24 protein-coding genes and 1 pseudogene are annotated in these 23,477 nt (G+C 61.2%); 13 read left to right on the forward strand and 12 right to left on the reverse strand.

What is annotated here, in order from left to right:
- The first annotated feature begins 27 nt into the window (after positions 1-27).
- Positions 28-471 (forward strand): DUF302 domain-containing protein, encoded by a 444-nt coding sequence (locus EN807_RS11835; RefSeq protein ID WP_246684144.1) that lies wholly within the window; start codon positions 28-30, stop codon positions 469-471.
- Between the two features lie 140 nt (positions 472-611).
- Here the strand turns inward: EN807_RS11835 and EN807_RS11840 are convergent.
- Positions 612-708 (reverse strand): annotated as a pseudogene (locus EN807_RS11840) (LysR family transcriptional regulator); the annotation flags it as partial.
- Between the two features lie 318 nt (positions 709-1,026).
- Between EN807_RS11840 and EN807_RS11845 the strand changes: the two are divergent.
- The 5 genes from EN807_RS11845 (at position 1,027) to EN807_RS11865 (ending at position 6,644) form a co-directional block, all read left to right on the forward strand.
- Positions 1,027-1,809 carry a 3-hydroxybutyrate dehydrogenase gene (locus EN807_RS11845; protein WP_135935043.1) on the forward strand — a complete coding sequence of 261 codons (783 nt, stop codon included), beginning with the start codon at positions 1,027-1,029 and terminating at the stop codon, positions 1,807-1,809.
- A gap of 53 nt (positions 1,810-1,862) precedes the next feature.
- Positions 1,863-2,993: a patatin-like phospholipase family protein gene (locus EN807_RS11850; RefSeq protein WP_189522392.1), complete on the forward strand. Its 1,131-nt coding sequence runs from the start codon at positions 1,863-1,865 to the stop codon at positions 2,991-2,993.
- Positions 2,994-3,037: 44 nt separating this feature from the next.
- Complete coding sequence (locus EN807_RS11855; RefSeq protein ID WP_135935045.1) at positions 3,038-4,432, forward strand: NAD(P)/FAD-dependent oxidoreductase; 1,395 nt, start codon at positions 3,038-3,040, stop codon at positions 4,430-4,432.
- A gap of 18 nt (positions 4,433-4,450) precedes the next feature.
- Complete coding sequence (locus EN807_RS11860; protein WP_135935046.1) at positions 4,451-5,797, forward strand: NAD(P)/FAD-dependent oxidoreductase; 1,347 nt, start codon at positions 4,451-4,453, stop codon at positions 5,795-5,797.
- A gap of 142 nt (positions 5,798-5,939) precedes the next feature.
- Positions 5,940-6,644 carry a peroxiredoxin-like family protein gene (locus EN807_RS11865; protein ID WP_135935047.1) on the forward strand — a complete coding sequence of 235 codons (705 nt, stop codon included), beginning with the start codon at positions 5,940-5,942 and terminating at the stop codon, positions 6,642-6,644.
- On the opposite strand, the gene EN807_RS11870 is transcribed toward EN807_RS11865, so the two are convergent.
- Positions 6,628-7,533, reverse strand: a complete 906-nt coding sequence (locus EN807_RS11870; protein WP_135935048.1) for a LysR family transcriptional regulator — start codon at positions 7,531-7,533, stop codon at positions 6,628-6,630. The two genes, EN807_RS11865 and EN807_RS11870, sit on opposite strands and share 17 nt — an antisense overlap.
- Positions 7,534-8,410: 877 nt before the next feature.
- On the opposite strand from EN807_RS11870, the gene EN807_RS11875 reads away from it, so the two are divergent.
- Positions 8,411-8,710: a DUF1236 domain-containing protein gene (locus tag EN807_RS11875; protein WP_065009244.1), complete on the forward strand. Its 300-nt coding sequence runs from the start codon at positions 8,411-8,413 to the stop codon at positions 8,708-8,710.
- Positions 8,711-8,733: 23 nt separating this feature from the next.
- On the opposite strand, the gene EN807_RS11880 is transcribed toward EN807_RS11875, so the two are convergent.
- A complete protein-coding gene (locus EN807_RS11880; protein WP_135935049.1) occupies positions 8,734-9,582 on the reverse strand; it encodes a transglutaminase family protein in 849 nt (282 codons plus the stop codon).
- Positions 9,583-9,673: 91 nt separating this feature from the next.
- The gene (locus EN807_RS11885) at positions 9,674-10,558 is read right to left on the reverse strand and encodes a transglutaminase family protein (RefSeq protein WP_135935050.1); all 885 of its coding nucleotides are present in this window, start codon (positions 10,556-10,558) and stop codon (positions 9,674-9,676) included.
- A gap of 218 nt (positions 10,559-10,776) precedes the next feature.
- Between EN807_RS11885 and EN807_RS11890 the strand changes: the two genes are divergently transcribed.
- Positions 10,777-10,977 carry a hypothetical protein gene (locus EN807_RS11890; protein ID WP_127315264.1) on the forward strand — a complete coding sequence of 67 codons (201 nt, stop codon included), beginning with the start codon at positions 10,777-10,779 and terminating at the stop codon, positions 10,975-10,977.
- Between the two features lie 163 nt (positions 10,978-11,140).
- On the opposite strand, the gene EN807_RS11895 is transcribed toward EN807_RS11890, so the two are convergent.
- Positions 11,141-11,341, reverse strand: a complete 201-nt coding sequence (locus EN807_RS11895; protein WP_095519089.1) for a CsbD family protein — start codon at positions 11,339-11,341, stop codon at positions 11,141-11,143.
- Between the two features lie 207 nt (positions 11,342-11,548).
- The gene (locus EN807_RS11900; RefSeq protein ID WP_135935051.1) at positions 11,549-11,812 is read right to left on the reverse strand and encodes a hypothetical protein; all 264 of its coding nucleotides are present in this window, start codon (positions 11,810-11,812) and stop codon (positions 11,549-11,551) included.
- Positions 11,813-12,030: 218 nt separating this feature from the next.
- On the opposite strand from EN807_RS11900, the gene EN807_RS11905 reads away from it, so the two are divergent.
- Positions 12,031-12,315 (forward strand): DUF3606 domain-containing protein, encoded by a 285-nt coding sequence (locus EN807_RS11905; protein ID WP_135935052.1) that lies wholly within the window; start codon positions 12,031-12,033, stop codon positions 12,313-12,315.
- 38 nt (positions 12,316-12,353) lie between these two features.
- Here EN807_RS11905 and EN807_RS11910 read toward each other — a convergent pair whose 3' ends face one another.
- The 3 genes from EN807_RS11910 to EN807_RS11920 form a co-directional block, all read right to left on the reverse strand.
- Positions 12,354-13,274: a YihY/virulence factor BrkB family protein gene (locus EN807_RS11910; protein ID WP_135935053.1), complete on the reverse strand. Its 921-nt coding sequence runs from the start codon at positions 13,272-13,274 to the stop codon at positions 12,354-12,356.
- Positions 13,275-13,369: 95 nt separating this feature from the next.
- Positions 13,370-14,089 (reverse strand): hypothetical protein, encoded by a 720-nt coding sequence (locus EN807_RS11915; RefSeq protein WP_135935054.1) that lies wholly within the window; start codon positions 14,087-14,089, stop codon positions 13,370-13,372.
- A gap of 173 nt (positions 14,090-14,262) precedes the next feature.
- Positions 14,263-15,036: a glucose 1-dehydrogenase gene (locus EN807_RS11920; protein ID WP_135935055.1), complete on the reverse strand. Its 774-nt coding sequence runs from the start codon at positions 15,034-15,036 to the stop codon at positions 14,263-14,265.
- 203 nt (positions 15,037-15,239) lie between these two features.
- Between EN807_RS11920 and EN807_RS11925 the strand changes: the two genes are divergently transcribed.
- Positions 15,240-16,553, forward strand: a complete 1,314-nt coding sequence (locus EN807_RS11925; protein WP_135935056.1) for an NAD(P)H-dependent oxidoreductase — start codon at positions 15,240-15,242, stop codon at positions 16,551-16,553.
- A 334-nt stretch (positions 16,554-16,887) separates the two neighbouring features.
- Here EN807_RS11925 and proC read toward each other — a convergent pair whose 3' ends face one another.
- The 3 genes from proC to EN807_RS11945 form a co-directional block, all read right to left on the reverse strand.
- A complete protein-coding gene (proC, locus tag EN807_RS11935) occupies positions 16,888-17,703 on the reverse strand; it encodes a pyrroline-5-carboxylate reductase (RefSeq protein WP_135935057.1) in 816 nt (271 codons plus the stop codon).
- Positions 17,704-17,832: 129 nt separating this feature from the next.
- Positions 17,833-19,152: an O-antigen ligase gene (locus EN807_RS11940; RefSeq protein ID WP_135935058.1), complete on the reverse strand. Its 1,320-nt coding sequence runs from the start codon at positions 19,150-19,152 to the stop codon at positions 17,833-17,835.
- A complete protein-coding gene (locus EN807_RS11945; protein ID WP_135935059.1) occupies positions 19,121-20,119 on the reverse strand; it encodes a glycosyltransferase in 999 nt (332 codons plus the stop codon). Before EN807_RS11945 ends, EN807_RS11940 begins: the two co-directional genes overlap by 32 nt.
- A gap of 174 nt (positions 20,120-20,293) precedes the next feature.
- Between EN807_RS11945 and EN807_RS11950 the strand changes: the two genes are divergently transcribed.
- From EN807_RS11950 to EN807_RS11960, 3 genes are read left to right on the forward strand one after another with little or no spacing between them, the layout of a single operon-like run.
- The gene (locus EN807_RS11950; protein WP_135935060.1) at positions 20,294-21,466 is read left to right on the forward strand and encodes a glycosyltransferase family 4 protein; all 1,173 of its coding nucleotides are present in this window, start codon (positions 20,294-20,296) and stop codon (positions 21,464-21,466) included.
- Positions 21,463-22,281: a WecB/TagA/CpsF family glycosyltransferase gene (locus tag EN807_RS11955; protein WP_135935061.1), complete on the forward strand. Its 819-nt coding sequence runs from the start codon at positions 21,463-21,465 to the stop codon at positions 22,279-22,281. The genes EN807_RS11950 and EN807_RS11955 overlap by 4 nt, the downstream gene beginning before the upstream one ends.
- Complete coding sequence (locus EN807_RS11960) at positions 22,278-23,195, forward strand: DUF6492 family protein (protein WP_135935062.1); 918 nt, start codon at positions 22,278-22,280, stop codon at positions 23,193-23,195. Before EN807_RS11955 ends, EN807_RS11960 begins: the two co-directional genes overlap by 4 nt.
- Positions 23,196-23,477: the final 282 nt, after the last annotated feature.

Here is a 23,477-nt window from a genome sequence, read left to right on the forward strand (position 1 = left end):
ACCAACATGACCACCTACCTGAAAACCATGATTGCCGGCGTTGCCATGCTGATGGCGATCGTCGTCCCGGCTGCCGCTTCGGATGGCGTCGTCACGGTGAAGAGCGACTATTCCGTCGCCGAAACCGTTGCCCGTATCAAGAAAGACGTCCGCAAGAAGGGCATCATGTTCTTTGGCGTCATCGACCAGGCAAGGCTTGGCAAGAACGCTGGCAACGATGTCAGGCCGTCGTCGCTGGTTATGTTCGGCAATCCGGCGCTCGGCACGACCTTCATCACGTCGAACCCCGAAGCCGGTCTCGACTGGCCGGTGCGCGTGCTGGTCTACCAGGCCACGGATGGTTCGGTTTACGCCGCCTACAGCGATTTCGACTGGATCGCCAAGCGGCATGGAATTATCGATCGCGCGCCGCAGTTCAAGATGGCGACCGAGGTCATCCGGTCCGTGACCTCGACTATCAGGAAAAACTGAGCGCGGATGATGTGCCGAAGATCCTCCGACCGCACGCGAGGCAGGTTGTTTGGCGCCGCAAGGCTACCCGGCGGCGGATAACGTGGTCCGCTCGCCGAACCTTTTTTGCATGGCCTGGCGCACCAGCGCGACAACTGCCGTCGCTCACGATGAAAAAGCGCGCCGCCAAAATCGTCCTCGAGCAGCTTGATCGCGCGTGAAAGCGCGGGCTGCGTGACATTGCTCGGCCGCCCTGGTGAGCGTTCAATTCCCTCGCGACGGCCAGGAATATCTGACCTGACTGATCTGCACGGCACGCCCCCGGCGGGCTGGCATACGGTGGGATCTTACTGGCTGCCCCAACGTCAAACAAACAAGGCAGCATGGTCGACGGCGGCGCCGGCATAGAGCTTGATGATCTGAGCGTCGGCTATCGAATCCATGTCTCAACGGCATTTCCACTGCTTCGAGTGGCCCGCCATAGTTGACCCAGAATTCAGACCGTGGGCGCGGAGATCCGTTGCTCGCCGCCGATTGCCCGCCGTCAGGCCGCAGCTCCAACCGAAGGAAGCGACGATGCTCAAAGGAAAGACAGCACTTATCACAGGCTCGACCAGCGGCATCGGCCAGGGCATTGCCGAAGCCTTCGCGGCCAAAGGTTGCAACATCGTTCTGAACGGCTTCGGCGACGCTGATGAGATTGAGCTCCTGCGGGCGAAGCTTGCCGCCGACCATGGGGTCACCGTTCGCTACGACAATGCCGACATGAGCAAGGGCGACTCTATAACCGCAATGATGGACAAGGCGATCGCCGAGTTTGGTGCCGTCGACATCCTGGTCAACAATGCCGGCATTCAGCACGTCGCGCCGATCGACGACTTCCCGATCGAAAAATGGGAAGCCGTCGTCGCAATCGACCTGCTGTCTTCCTTCTACACGATCCGGCGTTCGCTCCACGCGATGAAGCAACGCAAGTGGGGCCGTATCATCAACGTTGCCTCGGCGCATGCTCTTGTCGCCTCGCCTTACAAATCCGCCTATGTCGCCGCCAAGCATGGGGTAGCCGGCCTGACCAAGACGGTAGCGCTGGAAGTCGCGGAGCAGGGTATCACCGTCAATGCCGTCTGTCCCGGATACGTGCTGACCCCGCTTGTCGAGAAGCAAATACCGGATACGGCGAAGGCACGCGGGATTACCGAACAGCAGGTGATCAGGGACGTGCTTCTGGCTGCCCAGCCGACCAAGCAGTTCGTGACCGTTGCCCAGGTTGCGGCGCTCTGCCTGTTCCTGGCCTCGGACGACGCTGCCTCGATCACCGGCGCCATCATGCCGATCGAAGGCGGCTGGACCGCTCATTGAACGCCCGAATGAGGAGCGACAAAGCCATGAACAGGATCTCCCGAAATCCGCCGATGGCCGAAGCAGGACCGGATGTCGGCCATCTCTCGGATAACGCTGCCAAACGCCAGACCGTGTTGGTGCTGCAGGGCGGTGGTGCGCTCGGAGCCTATCAGGCCGGTGTCTACCAGGCACTCGTCGAGGGGGGCATTGAACCGGATTGGGTTATCGGCACGTCGATCGGAGCCATCAACGCGGCGTTGATTGCGGGAAACGAGCCGAAGGATCGCATGCCGAGGCTCCGGGAATTCTGGGACGGTGTCAGCCGGAGTAGCCCGCTCGACGAGTTTTTCCGGATGATGGTTCCAAGTAACATCTTCGCGAATATGGGCACGGTCATGCGCGGCATACCGGGATTCTTCGAACCCAACCCGAGCGCCATGTTCGGGGTGAATCTCGAAGTGGGTGTGGAGAATGCCTCCTACTATACCACCGATCCCCTCAAGCGGACGCTGAATGACCTTATCGACTTCGAATATCTCAACCGGCGCCACACGCGATTGACCGTTGGTGCGGTGAACGTCAACACCAGTGAACTCAAATACTTCGACACCCGTGAGATGAGTCTGTCGGTGGCGCACATCATGGCGTCGGGGGCCTTGCCTCCGGCTTTTCCGGCAGTCCGTGTCGACGGCGAGCCCTATTGGGACGGCGGCATCTATTCGAACACACCTATTGAGGTCGTGCTGGACGCGCGTCCACGGCGCGATGCGCTCATTTTCGCGGTCAATATGTGGCAGCCCCGCGCCACCGAGCCGAAATCGATCTGGCAGGTGATGGGGCGGCAAAAGGACCTTCAATACGCCAGCCGGGGCCGGAGCCACGTGGCCCGGCAGGAGCAACTGCATCGGCTGCGGCACGTCGTGCGCGAAATGGGAAAGCTCGTCCCCGAGGAGCGGCGCGAGGATCCGATGTTCAAGGAACTCGCCTCCTACGGCTGCCCCTCGGTCATGCACCTGGTTCGGCTGCTTTCACCGCGCCTCGACGGCGAAGACCACACCAAGGACATCGACTTCACCCGCGCAGGCATCCGCACGCGCTGGCAGGCAGGATACGAGCATGGGCTGCGCGTTCTCTCGGAGAAGCCCTGGGAATGCGACGTCGACATGCTGCAAGGCATCGTGATCCACGAATCGCAAGAGTGATTGTTCGAGCGCGGCGCGTCCGAGAATAGAAACGGAGAATACCGATGCAGATCATCACTCCGGGAACGCGGCTGGTTCCAGAAGCCGTGCTCGCCAACAACGCCGCGCTTTTCCGCGCGTTGCCGGAGACACCAGCCCATGCCGATACGTCGCTGCACCGCGTGGTCATCGTCGGTGGCGGTGCGGGTGGACTGGAGCTGGCGACGCGCCTCGGCCGCAAGTTCGGCAAGCGGCGGCTTTCCGTCACGCTCGTCGACCGCAATCGCACTCATATCTGGAAACCGCTTCTGCACGAGGTGGCGTCTGGGGCATTGAGTGCGTCGAACGATGCGGTGGAATACATCGCCCATGCCAGTCGCCACCACTATCGATATCGCATAGGCGAGGTTGTCGGTATCGACCGCGCCAAGCGCCAGGTCTTTGTCGCGCCCAGTTTCGACGACGACGGCAGGCAGATCATCCCGCCGCGTGTGCTGGGCTACGATACGCTGGTGCTGGCAGTCGGCAGCGTCAGCAACGATTTCGGCACACCAGGGGCGGCTCGTCACGCAATCGCGCTCGATACGGCGGATCAGGCCGCCCGGTTCAACAAGCGCATGATAGACGCATGCCTGCGCGCCAACGCGCAATACGAACAGCTGTCGCCAGGCCAGCTCCATTGCGTCGTCGTTGGTGCCGGGGCTACCGGCGTCGAATTGGCGGCGGAGCTGCACAAGTCGATGCGGGAAATTGCGTCGCACAACCTCGACAACATCGATTTCGAAAGGCTGATCCGCATCACCATCGTCGAGGCGGGGCCGCGCATCTTGCCGGCTTTGCCGGAACATCTGGCGCGCGCTTCGGCGCACCTGCTTCGTGACCTCGGCGTCCAGATACGGTGCGGGATCAAGGTCACCGAAGTGACAGAGGACGGCGTCAGGCTTGGCGAGAAGCTGTTTGTGCCGGCCGAACTCGTCGTGTGGTCCGCTGGAATCAAGGCGCCGGATTTTCTGAAAAGACTCGATGGCCTCGAGACGGACCGCATCAATCGCCTGGTCGTGGATGAGACGCTGCAAGCCAAGGGCGACGAAAACGTGTTTGCGATCGGCGACTGCGCGAGCTGTGTCCTGCCCGGCGAGAACAATCCCTTGCCGCCGCGCGCCCAGACAGCCCATCAGCAGGCTGGTCACCTGGTCAAGGTGATTGCCGCGCGTCTCAAGGGACGGGCTGCGCCGGAATTCCGTTACCGCGACTACGGATCCCTTGTTTCGCTCGCCGACTACGGCTCATTTGGCAGCCTGATTGGTGGGCTGAAGATCGAAGGTCTGCTTGCCCGGCTGATGTATCGCTCGCTCTACAAGATGCATCTCAAGGCGGTGCACGGCTTTGCGAAGACCGCGCTGGATTCGATTGGCGAGATAGTGGCGAGGCGCACCAGGCCTCGGATCAAGGTCCATTGATCATGTGCAGGTGGCGCGATGGAAAAGTATGATGTCGTGATCCTCGGTGGCGGCAATGCCGGGATGGGTGTGACGGTGCCTACGCGCGCCGCCGGGATGTCGGTGGCCATGATAGAGGCACGTGACCTCGGCGGCACTTGCCCCAATCGCGGCTGCACGCCGAAGAAGGTCCTCGTCGCCGCGGCCCACGCACTCCACGAGATCGAACGGGCAGATCGGCACGGAATCACGGTCGACACGCCGAGGCTCGACTGGCGAGCCCTGATCGAACGTGAAAAGGATATGATCAGGGACATTCCCTGCCGCCTGTCCGGATTGATGGCCAAGCGCGGCGTCGATGTCATCGTCGGCGAGGCCGCGTTCATCGGCAGCAATACCATCAGCGTCGACGGCCGCGAGCTCGAGGCCAGGAACATCGTGATCGCAACCGGTTCGAAGCCGCGCTCACTGCCGATTCCAGGCGCCGAGCACCTGACAATTTCGGACGATGTCCTGAACGACCCGGTGCTGCCCCGAGCGGTGGTGTTCGTCGGCGGCGGCGTCATAGCCTTCGAACTGGGCCACGTTTACGCGCGCGCCAGCGTCGACGTGACGATCCTCGAAGCGCTGCCGCATCTGCTTGGAGGATTCGACGCCGATGCCGTTGCCCAGATCCGGGGCGAGAGCGAACGCATTGGCATTCATGTTCGAACCCTGGCCTGGGTCAAGAGGATCGACAAGGTCGACGGGCGATTGCGCGTCACCTTTGTGGCGGATGGCATCGAGTGCGCCGTAGAAGCGGACAGGGTTGTGAATTGCGCAGGGCGTGTGGCCAATGTCGAGGGGCTCGATCTTGGCGCCGGCGTCATCGCGCATCGCGAAGGGCGCATCGAGATCGATGATCATCTGCGTTCGCGTTCCAATCCCGATGTTTATGTCTGCGGCGACGCGCTGTGGAATTCTCCCCAGCTTTCGCCGATAGCGACCTATGAGGGCGGCATCGTTGGTCGCAACATCGTCGATGGGCCGAGACACCGGCCGGACTATGGCCATATACCGGCTTCCGTCTACACAGTTCCGGCCCTGGCCAGCGTCGGACTGACCGAGGCCAAGGCGAAAGAACAAGGACTTGGCGTAAAGGTCCATGTGAACGACATGAAGGACTGGCTATCGGCGAGGACCTATGCCGAGACCGTCGCGTGGTCAAAGGTCATTGTCGAGGAGACCACGGACAGGATCGTCGGCGCCCACATTGTGGGCCATGCCGGCGAAGAGCTGATCCATCTTTTCGCGCTGGCCATGAAACACCGCATCACGGCACCGCAGCTATCCGACATGGTTTTCGGCTTCCCAACTTTCGCCTCGGATGTCAGGAACATGATGTAACGAATTGAGCGGAGGCAGCGAACAGAATATGAACCTCACCTGTGCTTCGATGCACGCAAGATATCGAATCCATGCAAGAAAAACATGACCACGGCCGAGGAGCTTCGATGATAGGCTGCATGCAACCGATGGAAGTGCAGAAATGGCCGCCGACGACCAGACAATGACACTTGAACAGTCCGTGCAGGCTGCCGTCGAACTCGATGCGCCGCTGAATGAGCGGCTGGAGGTGGTCGCAAAGGCTGTTCGCCGCCTTAACGGCGATTTTGCCGATGCAGTCGACCGCCTGGTATCACGCTTGCAGGAGCAGGGGGCAGGGGCGATGGCGCCGGCGCCTGGCGATTCCATGCCAGCCTTCCTCCTGCCTGACGACAGCGGCAAACTGATCGGATTGACGGACCTCCTGAAGCAGGGGCCGGCGGTAATAATCTTCCAGCGGGGTCACTGGTGCCCTTATTGCCGCTTGAATGCGATCGGGATCGTAGAGGTCCAGGAGGAGATTGCCGCACTGGGTGGCCAAGTGGCGGTGGTCATGCCCGAACGACGCAAATTTGCCAAGGCGATGAAGACGACGGTAGGTGCCCAGTTTCCATTCCTGACTGACATGGACAATGGCTATGCGCTCTCACTCAACCTCGCGATCTGGGTCGGGGCTGAAATGGAACGGTTGATGGGAGTTGGTTACGATCTCCCTAGCTATCAGGGCAACAGCAGCTGGTTCCTGCCGATCCCGGCGACTTTCATCGTCGGCACGGACGGGCGGATTACAGAGCGCTTCGTGGATCCCGACTACCGCCGGCGAATGGACATCGACGACCTGATTGCGGCGCTCAAGCGGGCTCGCTAACGCCAAATGGCGACCAGTCGGTCGATCGCAACAGGTTGAGCAGCGTCGTGGCGACTGGCGAACGATGCCGGCCAGCGACTGCGTAGACGGCGACCACGCGCGAAATGTCGACATCCCGCAGCTTGAGTCTGCGGACACTCGGCGACCGTGGCGCTGTCGTGGAGACGAAGCCCACACCGGCGTTGGCTTCGAGCAGGGCCAGGAGGTCGTGGTCAGTCTCGACCTCATGGGCGGCCTGAGGCGTGAACCCTTTCGCAGCGAGGCGGCGCGACAGCTCCTCGCTCGTTTCCCAATCGATCCGGCTGAGCACAGGCTCTGTGGCCAGTTGGCTAAGCGCGACATCGAATTCGTTGCGCCGAGCGAGCGGATGATCGGAATTCACGACAAGCTCGATCTCCTCCTGGAAGAGTGGCCAGGTATCGAGTCGATCCCAAGCCGCCCCCAGCGGGCCGGCCACCGCCAATTCGACGTCACCATTCTTGAAAGCATCGACGACAGCGGTCGGCGAACCGCGACTGATCTTGAGATACACACCGGGATAGGCCCGGAAAAGCTCCGTAAACGGCGAAACCAGCAGGGCAATGTTGACGCTGTTGGAAATAATGATGTTGAGGGGAGCCACATCGCTGCTTTGCACGGCCTTGGCGAGTGACTTGGCGGAAGTGGCTGCATCGTAACACTGCTGCAGCAGGGGCAGCATGCGCCGTCCAAGCTCGGTCAGGTGCGAGTGCTGACGCTCGCGCCGAAGAAGCTCTCCACCCAACTCGTCTTCAAGTGTTTTGATTGCACGCGTCAGCGCAGGTTGGGTGACGTTGCACTCTTCGGCTGCCCTGGTGAAGTTCAAGGTGCTGGACAGGGCCAGAAAATAGCGGACCTGCTGCATCTCCATGAGCTTTCGCCCCCTCAGCGAAATCAGATTCGTAAGGCATAGCTAATTTGTGCTTATGCTAACGCAAGAAAAGGCCGAGGCAAAGGCGAGCCTTGCGAAGCCTGTATGACCCTTCCAACCAAAGTCGGAGCAGGTCATCTTTATAAACGTCACAACGTTACAAAGTGAGATGTAAGCTATTGATTTTATTGGATCTGGCTAGAGTTCAATCCTCTCTCTCGCGGCACCAGTTTTCCCGAAGATTTTCAATCGTGCGCTGCGCCTGGTCACTTTGCGTTTACGAGTCGGGAGCAATCAGCCTTCCGAAACGATGACATGCGCATATCGAGATACTGACTTTTCGGCTTTCCATCGGCCGTTGCCAGCGAGATCGCCCAATCTATGCCGGCGCACCGACGCATTCACGTCGCCCAGCTGTGGCAACGGTGTGGAAGGTCACGAGATGCGTTCAGATCTTGCGAACCTCGCCGCAAACCTGTCGAGCGCAAGCTGATGCTGGGGTCACTCCTAAGCGGGATCCTGCTATAATCCCGTATGGCCGCTCGCATAGTGGTTATCCTGGCGCTGCTTTCCGCCTTCGCCTACGGATTCGCAAAACTCGTGGAACGTTATGGCGACGCTGGCGACAAGCCCTCTCCGTGTGAAAAATGGCCACATCCTGATTGTCCAGTCCCAAACGCGCCTCCTCCGGAAGAACCTAAGCCTTGAGCGGGAGCGCGTTCGGCGGGCGGCCTCGAACGTCAGCGTTGATATGCCGTGGCAGCGGGTTCGCGCACTACAAAATGGAACAAGAATTGCGCCGCATCGTTCAAATAACTATGCAACCCCGTCGCGGCAGCAATCAAGCACCGCAGCTGAAGGTTGCTTGGAGGCTATTATGGGTAAGCAACTTACATCGGCTGCGGCAGGCATCCTCCTGTTCGTTGGCGTCAGCGCCGCCGCCGCTCAGGACGTCATAATTCAACCCGAGCAGGACACTGTGATCCGCGAATACGTGAAAAAGAAACCAGTGGCATCACTCAGCCTTCCCGGCGTGGAGCTCAACATCGGCACCCCTCTGCCCGAAACAGTCGAGCTTTACGAGGTGCCGGACGTTCAGTACCGCTACGTCGTCGTCGATGGCCGAACCGTCCTGGTCGATCCAGGTACCCGCAAGATTGTGAAGGTCTACGACTGACTTGACCCTCACGCTGAAGCCCGTCATGCCGAAAAGGTGCGGCGGGCTGACGCCTGCTCAGGCTCGGCGTGGATTTCTTCTGTGATGACTTCGAAGCGGGTGAGCCGGGAAAGACCGAAGCTCGTTGAGATAGCGACGTCATTGGCATCGCATCCCGTCGCCATCAGGATTCTGCCTATGCGAGGCTGGTTGTGCCGTGCATCGAAGGTGAACCAATGGCCGCTGAGATAGGCTTGGAACCAAGCGTTGAAATCCATGGGGTACGGCATCGGCGGTATGCCGATGTCGCCGAGATAGCCGGTGCAATATCGCGCCGGAATATTCATGCAACGGCACAGCGTGATTGCCAGATGCGCAAAATCGCGACATACGCCGGCCCGATCGGTTAGCGCGCCGTAGGCGGTCCGCATCGTGTCCGCGGCCTGGTAGTTGAAGGTGATGTGTTCGTGAACGAAATCGCAGATCGCCTGGACGCGGGCCCATCCGGGTGCGGTATTGCAAAAATTGGCCCAAGCGAAGTCGCCAAGCCGATCGGTATCGCAGTAGCGGCTGCCGAGAAGAAACCTGAGCACGTTGTCGGGCAGCTCTTTGACATCGTGCTGGACGGCGCCCGCGGCCACAATTTCTGGCTTGCCGGTGTCATGAATTTCGAAGTTCGTTGATATCGTCGTAAGCCCCGCGGGCGCCTCTATTCTCGTGCACAAATTGCCGAAAACGTCGATGTAGCCGCGGGCTTCGACCGGGCGATCGAAGCCGATGGTCTGTTCCGTCAAAAGATCGACGCGACGTGAAGGATGGATATCAAGGACGAGCAGCATCGGTGTCGGCTGCGGACATTCGTAGGCGAGGTTGAAACCTGCGCGGATACGCATCGAAGCTCCAATGCGTTGATTGAAGCAAACTCCGGATTGCCGCGAACAGTTCCGAACACATTTAGAGGATGCTGATTTTTATTGATGCTGGTTATTTGATGCCAGCTTCCTTCACCACCTTGACCTCCACCGTCATGCCGAGAAAGCTCGACGCGCTGCCGCAGTAGCTTCCGGAAAGAGGGATGGCTTGCCCAGGATGCCTGGCCACAGCCACCCTGATAAGGTCCCGGTTGCCGACAATGCCATTGGTGGGGTCGAACTCGACCCAACCCGCGCCAGGCAGATAGACCTGGCACCAGGCATGCGTCGAACCGCCGCCGAGGACAGAAGCGCTGTCGCGGTTCGGCACATAGACATAACCAGTCACAAAACGGGCAGCAAAACCGAGCGAACGAACCGCTTCCATCATGAACAGCGCAAAGTCTCGGCATGTGCCTCGACGCAGGTGCAAGGTCATGAGAGGCGGTTGCGTCCCTGATTCAGTTCGACGGGAATACACGAAGCTCTCGTGGATGGCGTAGCAAAGTGTCATCAGCAATTTGCCCGTCTCGGTGTGGCCTCTGGCGCTCACGAACTGTTGTGCCCATTTGCCGATCTCGTCGCCGTCATCGAGATGATGGCGCTCGATGGTCTGGGTGAGGTCGGTTGCCTCGTCGGGATCATAGGAAAATGGATAGCTGAGTGCTGCTTCATCGATACGGAATTCAGGCGCATGCTGCGGCGTGTGGTCGAGCCGAATGTCTGTCACGAAACGCAGTTCGTCGCCGGAACCCTGGAAGTCGATTACCGCAACGCAGTTTCCAAAAACGTCATGGATCCAGCCAACCTCTTTCGGCTCGGGGTCCACCAACAGGGCATGATCCAGAAGTCGCTGATCGAAACTATCGCGCGGCCTGAACATCAGCCGGTGCTCGCCAAACGTCACCGGTTGCGTGTAGCGATAGACGGTCGTGTGCTTGACTGAAAAGATCGGCATTGGCTTGCGTCGACCACCTGCGATGTCAGCGCAATTATATATCTTTTTCGATGTGCAGCGGACAAAATGGAGTCTTTGGCCTTGACGCGCCGCATCAGGCGGTCGTCCACCGTATGCCTATTGCAATCTCCAATTGGTAGACTCTCTCAACTCCCCGTAAGTTAATCTTTGCGCCAAGGAGGGGCCAAGGCGAGGAACGTCGCAAACGGGAGGAAGCAATGAACGAAGACCACGGTCCGGCCATAGACCACGACAAGCCTTACGAAATAGCTGCTTTCGCTAAAAAGCATGGCCTTACGATAAGGGCTGCCGAACTGATCCTTTTTGCCTATAGCCCGTCCCGAGCGGCGTGTGATACTGCCGCAACGGCTTTCCTCACGGCCGTCGCCGCACAAGCCAAGAGACAATCGGCGCGCTAGCTCTCGTTCCGAAGATCCTGGAGCGACGGCTGGCGCAGATCAACCCGCCACTGTCGCATACACGTCGCCCGCCGCTCATTTCGGAGCGGCAGGCTTCGAACCCATCCCACTCTGGGAGTGTCGAAGCTGCGCCGATCGACGGTGCAGCCTCGATACTAGACGCTCAGGTGAGGCTTCTGGACCAGTCGTCTATCTGGCGCTCTGCCTCTTCCTTGGCGATTCCATACCGCTCCTGAATGCGGCCTGCGAGTTGATCACGATTGCCCTCGATGCGATCAAGGTCATCGTCGGTAAGGTCACCCCATTGCTCCTTCGCCTGGCCTTTGAACTGCATCCATTTTCCCTTGATTTGATCCCAGTTCATGAATTCCTCCTTTGTTGTCTAGAGGAAATGCAACTGGACATCACATGTTCCCAAATAGCGGATCGCCAGTGACGATTATTGCCCATGACGATTAGCCTTGGCGACGCAGCAAAAAGCCGCCGGCCGGAGTCAGCGGCGCGAATTCGAGCAGGATGCGAACGATCCGCGTCTTGAAATCACACTCGACGGAAAGGTCCCTCAGCCGGATCAGCTGGCGCGCGCCAAGGCGATCGATATGACGTTGTCTGCATCCGCCCCCGGTAGATCGAACAGCATCGGAAGTTGGCGGGTCATGGCCATTTCAACGATCAACTCTTCGATGGAAGCTGTCGGCAGATCGGTCTCGACACTATTCGAGATCATCGAGGCAAGCTTGTGGACTGGCACTGGTGCCGACTTCGCATGGTCATTGAGCAACCTGCTGATTTCGATCACAACGTCTGCGTCAATGCTCTTTGGCAATTCGCGCATGGCTTTTCCTCCCTGCCGATATCATGCGCGTGCCAGAGGGCTGAGTCTCGAAAAATCTGCATATGGCTTAAAAGCGCGTCGGTCCGGTTGCATTGGCCGGGCGTTCGGGCCTGCGGCGAAAAAGCGAAGCGCGCTGGTGTCGCATCCGGCAACGAATTCGCCGGTTTTGCGTTGGCCAATCATAGATTGTGCGCAAACGTGACGAAAGGAGAGTAAGCATGACAGCCGACGCGGCGAAGCTCTATCCCCGCCACCGGGATCGGATCTCCGGCAGCGAGGATTACGTAGTAAGGTATTTTGCCCGGCAAAACGGCATCACCCCCGCCCAAGTCCATCAGTTGATCAAGAGATATGGAAGCAACCGCGCCAGGCTGGTGGCTGCGGCGAAGGAACTTCGCACGTCACTTCGACCGGACGTCCCTAAGACCATGCTCGCCTCGGGCCGCCGCGCCGGACGTCTCAGCGCCGGTGTTGATGCCAGAAACGGCTTAAAACCGTGGTAAGGAGACTGCCGAAAACAATCCCGCCGAGGACTTCGTTCTCAGACTTTTCGATCCTGGCCGGCGTCGCTGGCATCTGTTCGCGATTTACTTGCTTCAATGGTCGCCTCCAGATCGGATCGACTGCCGTATCGAACCGAATAGGCTCGTGTAAATTCGGCGCCCAACAGAAAGATCTCGGACGAGTAAAAGACCCACAGCAGCACGACGAGAAGCGCACCGGCTGCGCCGTATGACGATGCGACGGCGCTGGTTCCGATATACCAGCCGATCAGCGATTTGCCGATCGTGAAGAGGAACGCCGTTACTACGGCGCCGACGCCAACGTCGCGCCATTGCAGCGCGCGGTCGGGCAGGACCTTGTAGATTGCCGCAAACAACAGAGCGATCAGGGCAAACGAAACGATCCAGTTGATTGCGCTCAGGATGAGGGTGCCAAAGGGCAGATATGCGTTGATGATATCTCCAAGGGCCGAAATTGCAGCGCTTACGACCAGGGACACCAGCAGCAGAAAGCCAAGCGCCGCGACGAGACCAAGGCTGGCAGCGCGTGCCCGCACCAGCCGTGAAATCGATGTGCCAGCCGGTTTGACTTTCCAGATATCGTTCAGGGCAACCTGCATTTCGCCGAACACGCCGGATGCGGTAACCAAAAGTGTGACGAGCCCCAAAATGCTGGCAAGAGTTCCCGCCTCCTTGTTCGACGCGTTCTCGATTGTCGCTTGCAGAAGCTCGGCGCTCTGCGGACCCATCAGGCCCGACAACTGGGCCGAAAGCGCCAGCTGTGCCGCATCGTTTCCGAAGGCCATGCCAGCGATGGCAACAACGATGAGCAGGATCGGTGCAAGCGAGGTCGTGGCATAAAACGCCATAGCTGCCCCGTGGCTCAAGGCATTGTCATTGATGAAGCCGAGGATGCTCTCCTTAAGGAGTGTCCAGCCGTCTTTCGCCACATTCCACATGTTTTGCCTCACCTGTTTCCCAAGCAAATAGAGGCAACACCGCGGCGGACCAGAGCATCACATTCGAGAAGTTCTGGTCCGTTTGGATCCGGCTTTTAGGTGACGGATCTTGGGTTGTTTGCCCTGATCTGTCCCGAGGCCCCCTTTGTGAGACCATCCTGCGTCGGGAAGGCCGAGAACGCCGCGATGGCTAGGAAGATCGGAATCCCCAATTCGAGGATTTCCTCGAACACTGTGGAGGTATAGATCCGGGTGAGGTGGATGCTGAGAAATGTGAGATTTGATGGCGCCCCGTCGATGACCTTGGAAAGGACGGCGCAGCCGACAGCTGCGGCAATGGCCACGGCAGTCGCCTCGCCGTGGCGAAGCCCGTGCACAAAGCTACGGAAGCCGTTCTTCAGGAGCAAATAGAAGGCAATGCCGAGGGCAATAACGACCGTCGCGCCGATTAGCTTTTCCAACAGCGGAACGTCAGGCGAGATATAGAGGGTGGTCTTGGTGATGTTGTGGGTGGTGAAATGCGCATGAAAGTCTAGCTCGCGCAGGCACATCGCGATCAGGATGGCGACAAGGTACCACCGCTTGAGCAGGTCTCGATAGGACATTTCCCGGACAAGCGTTGCCACGACGATCAGGTAGCCTGCGGCCGAGAAGACTTCAATTGGACCGCCTTCGCTGAGGTAAAACTTCCGTATGTCTTCGGGAAAGAAAGCGAGCGGCAGGGCGATGAGAAAGACGAGCACCAGCAGGGCAAGGCCCATTTGGTTGAAATAGTGGCCTTTGCCGTAACCGGTCTTTCTTTCGCTCCACGCCATACCTGTCTCGCCCATCTGTCTTGTGCCGACTCTCTATTGATCTTGATTTCACTCAATTTGAAAGACTGGGCCATTGTCAAGTTGCCGTTCCGTAATGCCCGGCCGCTTGCCGGCGCTCTGACGGCATGACTGTGGCGAGCTAGTCGGGGCCAGTCCGGAGACGACCCATTCTCTCACGTCACCGACCAGCCGCCATCGACCAGTATGTTGGCGCCGGTGATCAACGACGCTGCCGGCGAGGCGAGGAACACCACGGTTCCCGCGACATCGATAGGATCACCGATGCGGCCGAGCGGGATGTGGCCGAGCACATGGGAATGAAAGTCCGGATCGGCGAGCGAGGGCCGTGTTCCGTCGGTCCAGATGAAGGTCGGGGCGACGCTGTTGACGGTGATCTTGTGCTGCGCCCATTCGGCCGCGAGGCAGCGGGTGAGGTGGTTTATCGCCGCCTTGGACATGCAGTAGATCGCTTCGCCCTTCAGCGTCACCGTGCCGGCTTGCGAGCTGATGTTGATGATGCGCCCGGATTTTGCCGCGATCATCAGCCGTCCGACCGCCTGGGTGGTGAAGAAGGTCCCCTTGAGGTTGACGTTCACGGTGAGGTCAAAATCCGCTTCGGTCACGTTCTCCGCAAGGTTTTCCGGCCCAAGCCCGACATTGTTGACCAGCACGTCGATGCGACCGAAGGCGGCGTGGGCGTCTGCGACAGCTTTTCGCACCGTCGTCAGATCGGTGAGGTCCATCTGTACCGCCAGCGCGCGCCGGCCGATGCGCTCGATCTCGGCAGTGATATCCGCGCCGTCGGCAGCGCTGCGCACGCCAACGATCATGTCGGCGCCGGAGCCGGCGCAGGCGAGCGCGCAAGCGCGCCCGATGCCGCGCGACGCGCCGGTGACCAGCACCACCCTGTCAGCCAGATCGAATTTCGGCGTGAACTCGTTTGTCACCTCAACCTCCCCTGAAAATCCCGTCGGCACGCGCCGCCCCGACAGGAGGGTCTCTTCATCGCTAGATACCATCTGGGCGGAAGATTATCCGCTCGCAGTGCGAAAGCCAGCCACAAGAAATTGCCGACGGCGGCCGGTTTCGTTGGCAAAAGGTTACCATTCCCTGCTATTCCCCCTTCAAATCAAAAGCAGTGGACTTGCGCATGACCAATGTCGCCCTGACTGGGCTTGCCAGCGATCTCGCCAAGCGCGCCGCGGAAGGCCGTCCGGTGCGCATCGGCGTCATCGGCTCCGGCGAGATGGGCACCGACCTGGTGACGCAAGGCATGCTGATGCCGGGCATTTCGGTGTGCGCCGTTTCGACCCGCCGCCCCCACACGGCGCGTGATGCCGTCCGCATCGCCTATCGCGACGAGGCGATGGCACGGGAGGCCGATACGCCGTCGAAGGTCAGCGAGGCGATCGAGAGCGGAAAAATTGCCATCACCTCGAACGAGATGCTGGTCACCAATCCGCTGATCGACGTGGTCATCGACGCCACCGGCAAGCCCGGCGTCGCCGCCGATTTCGATCTGATGGCGATGGAGCACGGCAAGCATCTGGTGATGATGAATGTCGAGGCCGACGTCACCATCGGCTGCTATCTGAAGCAGCAGGCCGACCGGCTCGGCGTCGTCTATTCGGTCGGCGCCGGCGACGAGCCGTCGAGCTGCATGGAGCTGATCGAGTTCGCCTCCGCGCTCGGCTACACCATCGTCTCGGCCGGCAAGGGCAAGAACAACCCGCTCAACCATGACGCCGTCCCCGACGACTATCGCGCGGAAGCGTTGCGCCGCAACATGAACCCGCGCATGCTGGTCGAGTTCGTCGACGGCTCGAAAACCATGGTCGAGATGTGCGCCATCGCCAACGCCACCGGGCTGGTGCCCGACATTGCCGGCATGCACGGCCCCAAGGCCAATCGCGATGAATTGGCGAAGGTGCTCATCCCGCGCGCCGATGGCGGCATCCTGTCGAGGAAGGGCGTCGTCGACTACACCATCGGCAAGGGCGTGGCGCCCGGCGTCTTCGTCATCGTCGAGGCGACGCATCCGCGCATCATCGAGCGCATGGACGACCTGCATATCGGCCACGGCCCCTATTACAGCTTCTTCCGGCCGTATCATCTGACCTCGCTGGAAGTGCCGTTGACCGCCGCGCGCATCGCGCTCTATGGCAAGCCGGACATGGTGCCGCTGCCGAGGCCCGTCGCCGAGGTCTGCGCCGTGGCCAAGCGCGATCTCGCCGCCGGCGAGATTTTCGATGCCATCGGCGAGACCTGCTACCGCTCCTGGACCATGACTGTCGAAGAGGCTCGCGCCAACCGCGCCGTGCCGGTCGGCCTGCTCGAAAGCGGCAAGGTGCTGAGACCGGTCAGGAAGGGCGAGCTGCTGACATCAGACAATGCCGCACCCGACCCGACGACCAAGCTTTTCGCCTTGCGCCGGCTGCAGGACGAGATGCTGTACGGGGGCTGACAGGGTTCGATGTGTCGGCGAAGGCAATTGCCGACGCTGGCGCTGCCCCTCATTGTCCTGCCGGACATTTCTCCCCGTAAAACGGGGAGAAAGAAGCTGGCCGCAATGCCGGCACCATTGCCGCAACGTCTGCGATTGGCGAAACCGCCGATGAGAGCGTCTTTCTCCCCGTCACTATACGGGGAGAAATGTCCGGCAGGACAATGAGGGGCAGCGCTGCCCTTTCAGGCAAAGCCGCAGGGCTGGGTGGGGCGGTACTACGAGCCCCAGGCGGGCTTTGTCATCCGGATCAACTCGGTTTGCCGATTGATGTTTCGCCTGAGCGGGCCGCCGCCTACTTCCCCAACTCGATCGACCGCAACCGCGCTGCTTCCACCGCTTCGGTGAGCAGATGGATCAGCCGGTCCCCGCCCATCAGCACGGCAAGTGCGGCGGCCGTGGTGCCGTTGGGGCTGGTCACCTGCTGACGCAGCACGCCCGGCGCCTCGCCGCTTTCGGCGGCGAGCGAGGCGGCGCCATAGACCGTCTGCATGGCGAGCAGCCTGGCGGTCCTTGTTGGCAGGCCAGCCTTCTCGGCAGCCACAGTCAGCGCTTCGATGAAATGGAAGATATAGGCGGGGCCAGACCCTGACACCGCCGTCACCGCGTCCATCAGGCTTTCGTCGTCGATATCAGTCACTTCCCCGCTCGCCGAAAGCAGATCGGCAACGAAACGCTTAGTGTCGTTGGAAACCAGTCGGTTGGAAAACACCACCATCATGCCCTTGCCAATGGCCGCCGGGGTGTTGGGCATGCAGCGCACGATCGGCGCGCGATTGCCCAAAATGGCCTCGAACGTGGCCACCGGCGTTCCGGCGGCGATGCTGAGGAAGGCCGTGCGGCCATCATTGAAGCGCTTGTACGCGGCGGTCACGTCGCGGATCACTTGCGGCTTCACCGCAATGACCACGAGGGCCGGAACGGCATCTGCCGGAATGCCGCCGGCCTCCGCGGCAGCACTGCAGCCGAGCGCTTCGGCACGCTTGCGCAGATCGGCATTCGGCTCGACCACGAAGATCGCCGCCGGGGGGAGCTTGCCCGATTTCAGCCAGCCCGAGAGCATGGCGTAGCCCATATTGCCGCAACCGGCGAGAACAAGCCTGATCGTCATAGAAAACCTCCGCTAGAGCATCGGACGCAAAAGTGGCTACCGGCTTTGAGAAAACCCGATGCTCAAACAAAAAGATGGCTTCCCATAGACGCTCGCGACCAGGCGGGGAAGCCCTGTGAGAACGGAGGATCAGGACGGACCACGAACCGCCATCGGCCGCAGCGACACCTGCCTGAGGCCGAACATGCCGAACACGAAGAACAGCCAGACCGGATCGGCGCGATGGAAAAAGAAGCTTTCGAGGAAGGCGTTCAGCGCTGCGAACAGCACCACCATCATGAAGAAGTCGCCGAGATAGATGTTTTCCTTGCGCAAGGGGATGCGCAAGTAATCGCGCAGTGGCGCGATCAGGAATGTGTAGACCGCCACGCAGAGCGCCGGGATGCCCATCAGCACGGCGATGTCGAGATAGCCGTTGTGGCCGTGCACGATGGTTCTGATGTCCCAGGCCCGGTCGAAGGGCTGATCCTGATTCAACAGCAGCGGCGTGCCCCAGAAGCTCTCGAAGCCGTAGCCGGTCCATGGCCGCTTCGCCAGCATCTCGCCGGCGAACTCCCACAGCGTCGTGCGTCCGGTGTAGGTCAGGTCGGGAAAATAGAGTGCCGCCAGATGCTTCACCGGCGGCAGGAAGACGATGCCCAGCGTGCCGATCGCCGCGGCGATGATGGCCAGCGCGAACAGGATCGGCGTCCCGAGCCGCATGCCGATCAGGCTCGGCAGCACGACGATCAGGATCGAAAACGGCACCAATCCGGCCGTCGTCTTGGAACCGGTGTGCAGCATGAAGATCATCGCCGCGCAAAAGATCGACGCGCCCCAGAGCCGCTGTCCGCGCCGGTAGAGGTACAGCCCGGCGAAGCTGAAGCAGGCCATGACAGGACCGGCGATGTTCTTGTGGGTGAACACGCCGCGCCACAGGCCGGCATGTTCCGGCTCCAGCGAATCGGTGGTGTGCAGCGCCTCGTGCGGAAAGACGATGAGCCCGATATAGGACAGGCCGATGACGACGACGATGGTGAAGATGATGACTTTCGAGAAAGCCTCGGCGTCGCGCGGAAGCGCCAGGATCGTCGCCATCGTCAAGATGCCGATCAGCGTGAAGGAAGCGGCGCGCATGGCCGACGGCGGGTCGGTTGCCATCACCACCGACAGCACGAAGAAGCCCAGCATCAGCAGCCAGGACGGGCTGAGCAGCGAGCGCACCACGCGCGGGTCGGCGAAAGCCAGCAGCGAAAAGATCGAGATCGCGCCGAGCGAGCCGAAGCCGAGCTGGTTGACGATGTCGCCGCCGTCGCCGGTCATTTCGGCGCCGGCCGGCTGGAAGGGACGAAACGACACCAGGATGACGGTGAACAGCAGCGCCGCGATCGCGGTCGCGACGCCGTCGCGTGTGAAGGCCGCGCTGAGCGGCGCGCGTTCAGTTCTTCTCAGGCTGCCGGTATTGCTCATTGGCGTATCCGAATTCGGCAAGCACGCGGCCGACAGCTACATGGATTGGGTATAAGGCCGTCGCCAATGACCCTGTCCGCGCCAGCCTGGCCGCGCCGCGAAACGGCGACGCGGCAAGCAGCGCCAGGCTCTTCAAGAAAACCTTGGTGCCGGCGAACGGCGTGCCGGCCCGTTTCTTCTTCTCGACCAGTGTCGAGATGACACCGTTGCGCAGGCTGCGGGCACGGATCCAGTCGGCTTCGACGCGCCGGGCCGGGACGCTTTCCCGCACTGGCGCCTCGGCGCACCAGCCAAGCACAAAGCCTCTCTGTGCGGCCCGGCTCAGGAAATCGGAATCGCCGCCGCCCATGAAGTTGAATTTCAGGTCGAGGAAGGGCGGCCCCATGGCGGTGAGCACGTAACGCGCAACCAGCAGATTGCCGGAGGAATAGAGCGCGGGCACACGCCCGGTCTCCCGGTAGGGTGGCGCAAAGACCGGATGATCGGCCCATCTGGCATGGGCCGCGTCGGCAAACACAGGCCTTTGCGGGCCGCCAACGATGTCGGCACCGAGCGTCTCGGCCGTCTTGCACATGCGCTCGAGCCATTGCGGATCGGCGATCTCGTCATCGTCGATGACCAGCAAGTGCCTGAAATTTGGAAAATGCAGGATCGCCATCTGCCAGCCGGCATTATAGGCGCTGCAATTGCCGCGCTCATGTGCAATCATGACCATGCCTGATACCTCGCCGCGCTCGAACAGCGGCAGCGCCGCTTTGGCGCCGGCGCGCGCCTCGGCCTCGTTCTCAATGACGATGATTGCGAAGCGTCTGCAGGTGTCCTGGCCCTTGAGCGACGCCAGCGTCGCCAGCAGCTGCTCGGGCCGTTTGAAGGTCGGCAGCGTCACGATCGCCTCGACGGCCGTCGTGACAAGTCTCGGAGAGCGCCCCGCGATCGATACCGAATCGTCCGATGGCAATGGGATCATCCGTGTTCAGCCCGGGATGGTGAGTTTGGTTCTCGATAGCATCGCGACGATAACGTTTCGTTAATCACCTTTCGCGGACGAGCCTGCAAATCCGCAACGCCGGGCCACCAAATACCTTCACTTAATCAACGCTTCACCGCGCTTTGCTAGCTGGGTCAGCACTGGATAGGTGAGATGCATCTGCTGTTCGCCACATCGATCGTGCCCGACGGCGCTCTTGCCTCGGGTTATGAGATCGCCAATGCCGCGATCATCGCCGCGTTGCGGCGGGCCGGTGTGCGCGTCACAGTGATCGGCTTCACCTGGCCGGGCAAGCCTGCGAGCGATCCGCAAAACACCATCGTGCTCGGTGCCGTCGATGTGCGCACCGAAAGCGCGTCATCGCTGCAGAAGCTCGCTTGGGTTGCAAAGGCGATGCTCTCCGGCCTCACTTTCGCGTCGGTCAAGCTGCGCGTGGTCACCGACAGCGAGGTCCGCGCCGCCGTCGAACGCGCCGGCCCTTTCGACGGCTATGTCTTGAATTCCGTGCAGTTCGCCGGCGCCTTCGAAAGGCTGTTCGCCGACCGGCCGTCGATCTTCGTCGCCCACAATGTCGAGCATCGTTCGGCGCAGGAGAACGCCGCTGCCACGGGCGGCCTTTTCCAGCGCCTGTTGTTTCGCCGTGAGGCCAGGCTGCTCAAGGCCATGGAAGAACGACTCTGCAGCCGGGCACGCTTCGTCTTCACGCTGGCCGAGGAAGATCGCTCGGCACTCGGCGTCGCCTCCGATCACCGTTCGGCGGCGCTGCCGCTGGTGACTTGCGCCGAAGCGCCCGTGCAAAACGAACCGCGCCGTATCGATTGCGACGCGGCGCTGATCGGTACTTGGACCTGGCAGCCGAACCGCATCGGCCTCGACTGGTTCCTGAAAAAAGTGGTGCCGCATCTCAGGCCCGATTTCCGGGTCAGGATTGCCGGCGGCGTGCCATCGGGCCTCACGTCCGCGCATCCCGGCGTCGAGTTCGTCGGGCGCGTGCCGGACGCGCAGGCTTTCGTGCGGGGTGCCGCCGTCATCCCGCTGATCAGCACCTCCGGCAGCGGCGTGCAGCTCAAGACGGTCGAAACCTTCGAACTCGGCCTGCCTTCCGTCGCCACCAGCCATTCGTTGCGCGGCATCGACCATCGCCCGGTCAATTGCGTGGTGACCGATGATCCGGTCGCCTTCGCCGGCGCCCTGGAATCAGCAGTGGCCGATGTCAGGGACGTCGACGGCAGCGCTTTCCACCGCCGGCAGGTGAAGGCGCTCGATGCCGCAATCAGGCTCGGCCTGGAAAAGCTCGGGGCCGTCAGCCAGGAGGTGTTTGCATGAATATGCACACCGCCCGCGCCGCTTTCGGGGTCGACACTTTGAAATCGATCCTGGGCATCTCGGTCCTTGCCATCCGCTGGGATGACGCGGTCGCCCTGCTGACCCAGTTGATTGCAGAGCGGCGCTTCACCAAGGTCACCTTTCTCAACGCTCACAACGCCAATGTCGCCTATACGGACCCGGTCGTTGCCGAGGCGCTCGACGATTTTCTCATCCTGCCGGACGGTGTCGGCGTCGATCTGGCGGCGAAACTGCTTTACGGGGCGTCGTTTCCGGACAATCTCAACGGCACCGATTTCATCCCTGCCTTTCTGCAGGCGTCCAGCAGGCCGCTGACCGTGGGGCTGCTCGGCGCCACGCAGGTGAACGCCGAAGCGGCGTCGAAGAAGCTGGCGACGCTCGTGTTGCAGCACCGATTCGTGGTCATCCATGACGGTTATTTCTCCCCCGCCGAGGAGCCGGCGATTGTCGATCACATAGCCAGATTGCGACCGGACGTGCTGCTTGTCGCCATGGGCGTGCCGCGCCAGGAATTGTGGATCGCGCGCCACATCGATGCGCGCCACTGCACACTGCCGATCGCCGTCGGCGCGCTGCTCGACTTCATGAGCGGCACGGTGCCGCGGGCGCCGCTGTGGATGCGCCGGCTCAGGCTCGAATGGCTGTTTCGGCTGTGGATCGAACCGGGTCGCCTCTGGCGCCGCTATGTGGTCGGCAATCCCCTGTTCCTGTGGCGCGTCATCGGCCAGAAATTTTTGGGCCACCCCGCGCTTGCCAGGACTCGCCCTGGAGCAGGCCCCGGAGCAAGCCGTTGAACAGCCGGTTCGTGCCGAGCCCTGAGACCGATGTCCTTCGCCAGACGCCGACGGCCGCGATCGTGACGGCAAGCTATGCGCCGGATTTGGAGCGTTGCCGCCTGCTGTGCGACACCCTCGACCGCTACGTTTCCGGCGTGGCGCACCACTATATTCTTGTCGAGCATCGCGACGTGGTGCTGTTTCGCCAGCTGGAGAACAATCGCCGCACGATCGTTGACGAGCGGGACCTGTTGCCGCGCTGGCTGCATGCCTTCGACGATCCGCTCAGCCTGTTCCGCAGGCGCATCTGGCTCAGCCTGAAGACCATGCCGCTGCGCGGCTGGCATGTGCAGCAGCTTCGCCGCATCGCGATATCAGCGCACGCTGGGGAAGACGTGCTGATCTTCTGCGATTCCGACGTGGCCTTCCTCAAACCTTTCGACTGCAGCGCCTTCTGGTGCGATGGCAAGGTGCGGCTGTTCCGCCGCGACGGCGTGCTGTCCGGTGAAGGCCATGAGGAACATCGCATCTGGTCGCGCAATGCGGGCTTGGCGCTCGGCATCGAACCATCGGAGGTTTCGACCCATGATTACATTTCGACGCTGATTGCCTGGCGCCGCGAAACCGTGGCGGCGATGTGCGCCCGGATCGAGAAGATCCATGGCCGCAACTGGGTCGAAGTCGTCGGCGCGGCGCGCAAATTCTCCGAATGCATGATCTACGGCCGCTATGTCGACGACGTGCTCGACGGTGCCGGCCATTTTCACGGCCCGGAGGAGTTCTGCCGCGTCCATTGGACGGGCGAAGCGCTGTCGGATGACGAGTTCCGCCGCTTCGTCGCCGCCATGGCGCCGGAACAGGTGGCCATCGGCATGCAGTCCTTCATCGGCACGGATATCGGCCGCATTCGCCGTCTGATCGGGCTGGACTAGTCGTAGGGCAAAAGGTCGATCACTCTGAACGACCGGGTTCAATCCGGTTGCCGTTGTCGGCCATCAGCTCGATGAAGGGCTCGATTTGGCCCTAGGACGACCTTTGTCTTTCGCACGGCGAGTGGCCGCTTTGCGCCTCATATCGGCCGTGGAGGGCGCCTTTGCCACTGGCTGAAAGCAGATCTCGCCGCTGGGGAAGCTGTAGGTTTGCGCTGAAATGCTCGCCGATGGTTCCCGATCTCGAAGCGGCACGTGCCATTCTCGGCCCGAATATTTGAACCT

The organism is Mesorhizobium sp. M5C.F.Ca.ET.164.01.1.1 (assembly GCF_004792125.1).
Lineage (GTDB): Bacteria > Pseudomonadota > Alphaproteobacteria > Rhizobiales > Rhizobiaceae > Mesorhizobium > Mesorhizobium wenxiniae.